This is a genomic window from Gemmatimonadota bacterium, assembly GCA_026702745.1.
In the GTDB taxonomy this organism is placed as follows: domain Bacteria; phylum JAAXHH01; class JAAXHH01; order JAAXHH01; family JAAXHH01; genus JAAXHH01.
In genome coordinates this window covers 1-5,380 of the sequence record JAPPBT010000032.1, presented here as the reverse complement: position 1 = coordinate 5,380, position 5,380 = coordinate 1, and the positions used below count along the sequence as shown (strand labels likewise).

5 protein-coding genes are annotated in these 5,380 nt (G+C 62.5%); 1 reads left to right on the top strand and 4 read right to left on the bottom strand.

Going from position 1 to position 5,380, the window contains the following annotated elements; all coding sequences use genetic code 11:
- Positions 1 to 229: 229 nt before the first annotated feature.
- A complete protein-coding gene (locus OXH56_05810) occupies positions 230 to 2,383 on the bottom strand; it encodes a TonB-dependent receptor plug domain-containing protein (GenBank protein MCY3554821.1) in 2,154 nt (717 codons plus the stop codon).
- A 270-nt stretch (positions 2,384 to 2,653) separates the two neighbouring features.
- On the opposite strand from OXH56_05810, the gene OXH56_05805 reads away from it, so the two are divergent.
- Entirely contained in the window at positions 2,654 to 4,045 is a 1,392-nt protein-coding gene (locus OXH56_05805) for an FAD-binding oxidoreductase (GenBank protein MCY3554820.1), read from the top strand.
- A 1-nt stretch (position 4,046) separates the two neighbouring features.
- Here OXH56_05805 and gloA read toward each other — a convergent pair whose 3' ends face one another.
- The 3 genes from gloA to OXH56_05790 all read right to left on the bottom strand — a co-directional run.
- Positions 4,047 to 4,598 carry a lactoylglutathione lyase gene (gene gloA, locus OXH56_05800; GenBank protein ID MCY3554819.1) on the bottom strand — a complete coding sequence of 184 codons (552 nt, stop codon included), beginning with the start codon at positions 4,596 to 4,598 and terminating at the stop codon, positions 4,047 to 4,049.
- 7 nt (positions 4,599 to 4,605) lie between these two features.
- The gene (locus OXH56_05795) at positions 4,606 to 5,052 is read right to left on the bottom strand and encodes a 2,4'-dihydroxyacetophenone dioxygenase family protein (protein MCY3554818.1); all 447 of its coding nucleotides are present in this window, start codon (positions 5,050 to 5,052) and stop codon (positions 4,606 to 4,608) included.
- Between the two features lie 113 nt (positions 5,053 to 5,165).
- Positions 5,166 to 5,380 (bottom strand): DUF3299 domain-containing protein (locus OXH56_05790; protein MCY3554817.1); only part of this gene is annotated, 215 nt, incomplete at its 5' end.

Here is a 5,380-nt window from a genome sequence, read left to right as displayed (position 1 = left end):
GTTGGCGGGCGCCGTGATCCGGATGCGGCGCGAAGCGGTGCTGGGGCTGAAGGTGCTGGCGCGCGCGGTAGAGCGGATCATCGCCTCCGCGTGATCCGGAAAAGAGGGCCTAGCAGCTCTCTTCGAGGGCGGGGACGCTGTGGGGGACATGCCCCCACTCCCAGGGGCGCCGAAAAGCGAAAGCCCGGATTTCGCCGGGCTTTCGCGTCTTGCGGGTTTCAGGCAGTCGCTAGAACGAGTAGCTGATGCTCGCCGTAATGAGCTGCGGCTGGCCCAGCGTACCGATCACGATGATCTCGTCCGCATCGCCGTCCAGGAAAAAGAAGTCCGGGAAGGTCTGCACATCGGTGTAGTAGTCCTCGTCCAGCAGGTTCTCGATGTTCACTGCCCATTCCCATCTCTCGCTGGCCAGGCTGAACTGGGCGCCCACCAGCGTGAAGCTGGGGTTGACCACGCTGACACCGGCCGGATCGGACAATCGCAGGCCCGTGTACTTGCCGTTATGGCTGACCTGCACGCTGGCGTTGAAGGTCATTCCGTTGGCCAGCGGCTGCACGTAGTCGGCGGCCACGTTCCAACTGAAGTCGGGTGTGACCGGCGGCGTGTCCCCGCCGATGTCCTTCAATATCGGATTGCCGTCGGCGTCGGCGCCGGACACCACGCTCGTGCCGCTGTCCCACTCGGCCTCGATCCAGCCGGCGGACAACGCCACGGATAGAGCATCGCTCACCGCCACACTGACTTCCGCCTCCACGCCAAACTGCTTGGAGTCGCCGACGTTGTTGATCAGTTCAACGATACCTGCGCCCTCGGCCGGTATCTGCGTTTCGATCTGGCGCTGGTTGTAGTCGATGAAGTAGGCCGCAATCGTTGCCGATCCCCGGCCATCCATCAGGCGGCCCTTCCAGCCCGTCTCAAAACTGGTGGCGTCCTCGGAATCGAAAGCCGGCAAGTAGTCCGGAACGTCCTCGCTGATATTGAAACCGCCCGGTTCGAATCCGCGCGCGACCGTACCGTAAAGCATCGAATCATCGCTGAGCCAGCGCGTCACGGAAACCCTCGGAAGAATCTCCGTACCGCTGTCGCTGCCTGTGTGGTTGGTGCTGAAGCGCAGCGTCTCGTTCTTCCAGCGGTCGGCGCGCAAGCCCACGCCCAGTTCCCAGTCGCCCATGTCGTAGGTGGCGTTGATGAACGCAGCGAGGTGGCTCTTGTCGCGGATGCGTTTTTCGAAAGGCGTCAGCGCAACTTCACCGGTTTCCTCCGCCTCGGTCACGGTTTCGCCGGCCCAGACGCCGGTGCACATCAGTCCGGCCGCGCAACCCAGCGGACCGCTGATATTGCCGTCCGCATAGATCACCGTGTCGTACCAGACCAGGTCGGAGTCCATCTTTTCGTCGTACTTGGAGTAGTACACGCCGCCCAGCCACTGGAACGGCCCCTCATCCGTGGATGTGAAGCGTATTTCCTGGGTCAGCACGTCCATGTCCTCGGGACGGAAAAGCGAGAGCAGGTATTCCTCCCTCTGGTCGAGATCGGTATAGCGGAAGCTCTCGGTGGTTGTGTAGGAAGACACCGACGTGATGTCGTAGCCGTTCAGCTCCCAGACCAGTTCCACCATGCCCGAGGTGGTGTCGCGTTCGTGGCGTGGATTGTTGCTGGAAGGCACTTCGTTGGGGTGCTCGAGGTTGCCCTCGTCCAGTTCCCTTATCCAGGTGTTGTTCGGGCCTTCGAACTCGTTGGAGCGCACCGAGACGTACGCGGAGAGATTGTCGCCCAGCGGCCCGGCCAGAGAAACGCGCACGCCGGATTCCTCCGTATTGCCGATGTCCTCGTCGTTGTTGCCGGCGATTCCGTTTAGCCGCGTCGGATTCGGATTGCGCAGATATCCGTCGTTGCTCACCCAGAAACCGAACGCCCGCATGGCCCAGTCGCCTGCGCCCAGCGGCAGGTTGAGGCTGCCCTCCACGTCGAAAACGCCCTGGTCGCCAACCACGCCCTTGACGCGCCCGAACATGGCATCGCTGTCCGGACGGGCGCTGACGAACTTGACCGCGCCGCCGATGTTGCTTCCGCCGTACAGCGTGCCCTGCGGCCCTTTCAGCACCTCGATGCGCTCAAGGTCGCCGAACCGCGACGAGGCGTCCGAGAAGAGCTGGACATCGTCGAGGTAGAAGCCCACGCCCTGCGTATTGCCGAAAGCGCCCAGGCCACGGACGGACACGTTGGGAAAACCGTCGAGGCGGGTGGACAGGTTGAGGTTGGGGATCTGGAAGCCCACGTCCTCCAGGCCCTTGATGTTCTGGCGGTCGATGTCGGCTCCGGTGATTACCGATACCGACTCGGGGATCTCCAGCAGGCTCTCCGCGCGTTTCCGCGCGGTCACCACAATCTCTTCGAATTCCCCGGCGGCGCTCTCCTGTGCTGTCGCCGTCCCTGCTGGCAGTAAGGAAATGGAAAAAGCTGAGATCGCAGCTATTGATCCAAGCCACGCAAAGTTTCTTGAAAACTTCAGCATGCTGGCGTCCCCCAATACTGACCGAACTATTGATTCTGCATATATTCCGGCCTGAATCAAGCAAACCTCATTCCGTGTCCGATCCCATTGCGCCATAATGGATTGCCGCCGAACCGGCGCTGCAGACGGAGCTCCCGCTTGAGCGAACACCTCAACGAGAACACCATCGCCGTTCTCAGCCGGCAGGGTCATTCCCTGATGACCGGCGACTCCGTGGGCGAGCGCCACAGCGTGGATTTCACCGCGGAAAACGCTTTCCGCCCGTCTGTGGTGGTGCGCCCCGGCTCCACGGAGGAAGTCTCGCGTCTGCTGAAGACCTGCCACGAACTCGGGCAGCCGGTGGTCGTGCAGGGCGGCATGACGGGCCTGGCCGGCGGCGCCACGCCGCAGGCGGGCGAGTTGGCCCTGTCGCTTGAGCGGCTCAACGGCATAGAAGAGCTGGATGCAGCCGCCATGACCATTACCGCCTGGGCCGGCACGCCGCTGCAGGTGATCCAGGAAGCGGCGCGGGACGCGGGATTTCATCTGCCGCTGGACTTCGGCGCGCGCGGTTCCTGCCATATCGGCGGGGCGATCGCCACCAATGCGGGCGGAAACCAGGTCATCCGCTTCGGCATGACCCGCAACCTGGTGCTGGGACTGGAAGCGGTGCTGGCGGACGGCACGATCATCAGTTCGCTGAACAAGATGCTCAAGAACAACGCCGGGTATGACCTGAAGCAGTTGTTCGTGGGCACGGAAGGAACGCTCGGCATCATTACGCGAGCGGTATTGCGTCTCTATCCGAAGCTGGAGAGCACTTGCACCGCCCTGTGCGCCGTGCGCTCGTTCGATCCCGCCGTTTCACTGCTACGTGAGCTGCAGGGCAAACTCGGCGGCTCGGTCAGCGCCTATGAAGTCATGTGGTCGCCTTACTTCGACCGCGTGATCAGGCACAGCGACAGCCTGCGCTCGCCTTTCGACCAGGACTACCCGATTTACGCGCTGGTGGAAGCGGAAGGCTCGGACCAGGAAACGGACAGCCGTCGATTCGAGGAAGTCCTGGCCGGCGCGCTTGAGGCCGGACTGATCGATGACGCGGCGATCGCGCAGTCGGAAAAGGACCGGCAATCGTTCTGGAACATCCGCGACGGCGTGGCGGAAATCACCGCCGACCTTCTGCCCTACGCGAGCCTGGACGTGAGCATGGACATCGCCGAAATGGCGGAATTCCTGGATGAGTTCGACACGGAACTCAAGGAGGCGTTACCGGATGCCATCAACCTGGTGTTCGGACACATCGGCGACAACAACCTGCACCTGTTCGTGAGCACGCGCCGCGAAGGCGATCTGACGACCATCTTCGATATCGGTTACCGCCTGACCGGAGCGCACGGCGGCTCAATTTCGGCGGAGCACGGCATCGGCGTGCTCAAGCGCGACTATCTGCACCTGTCGCGGAGTCCCGAAGAAGTCGAACTGATGCGGCGCCTGAAGCAGGCCCTCGACCCCAGGGGCATCCTCAACCCCGGCCGCGTAATCCCCGCCTAGATCAGCCGGTCATGGCGACGGCCATGGAGCCGCAGCTGTCGGCTTCGAGGATCTCGATCCAGTAGCCGTCGGGGTCCTTGATGAAGGCCAGCCCTTTCATCTTGCCGTCGTCCGGACGCTTTACGAACTCCACGCCCAGCTCCTCGAAGCGCTTGCAGGCCGCGTAGACGTCCGGAACGGACAGCCCGATGTGGCCGAAACCGCGGGGATCGGCGTTGCCGTCGTGGTAGCCGGCGAAATCGTCGTCGCTCTCCGTGCCCCAGTTGTGGGTCAGCTCGATCATCGCCTTCTGCCGGAACGCGTAGGCGGCGCGCGCCTCGGCGCCGTCGGGAATGGGTTCGTCGTCTTCGGTGACGTAGCCCATGAAATACAGCGAGAACTCCATTTCCGGAAACCGGAACTCCTTGATCAGCGTCATCCCCAGGATCCGGGAATAAAAGTCCAGCGACCGCTGCGGATCCTTGATCCGCAGCATCGTCTGGTTCATCACATATCCCCTGGTTTCGGGGACCGATACGACCTGCCCCTCTACCGCGGCTGGTTGACCGGACATCGGGAACTCAGCTCCCGGCGGAAGCGTTCCAGGCATCGAGGACCTGCTTGCAGCCGACCAGCGCAATGGTGTTGCCATCGTCGTCCAGGAAATTCAGCGGACCCAGGAAGGTCATGTAGAACTCGCTGTCCTCCGGGAATTCGGTGTGGTCGTGCTGGGCATTGCAGGCTTCGTAACCGTAGCCCGGCGCCACCGCGGTGTCGCCGCCTTCGTCGGTGCCGCCGCGAACGTGCATGCGCCCCTTGGTAAGAAAGTACTCGCCCGGACCCATGTGCACATGCTTGGCGAAAGACGAACCGGCCTTGCAATCGAAGATCGCGGTCCAGGCTCCTGCTTCCGGCGAAACGTGCAGCAGCTTCCACTTGATGTCGCCTGCGCACAGGCCTTGCGGGAAATCTACCCAGTCCACGGCATCCATCTGGACGTAACTGCCGGTGGGAGAATTGTCAGCCATTTTTTCCTCCTAAGGCGCCGCCGCAACCGGCCCGTCCGGCGGCGGGGCAGCCTGCAAAACGGGACTCAATCCTAACTACGGTCCCGGAACGGGTCAATACAACGACGTGTCGGCTAGTACTCGTATATTTCTATTGCCTGGGCCGTCATCGTGTATCCCGAATAAGCGAGAAGGGACTCGCGAAACTCGGTCTTCAGTTCCCCCGTCGCCCAGATCGGCTCCCAGGTCGATTCGAGATCCATGGGCTCTTCCGCCGTAATGTAAACAATCTGGTTGGCGGGGGGCGGCGGATAGTGAATGCATGCCCCGAAATAAGGCACCAGCAGGA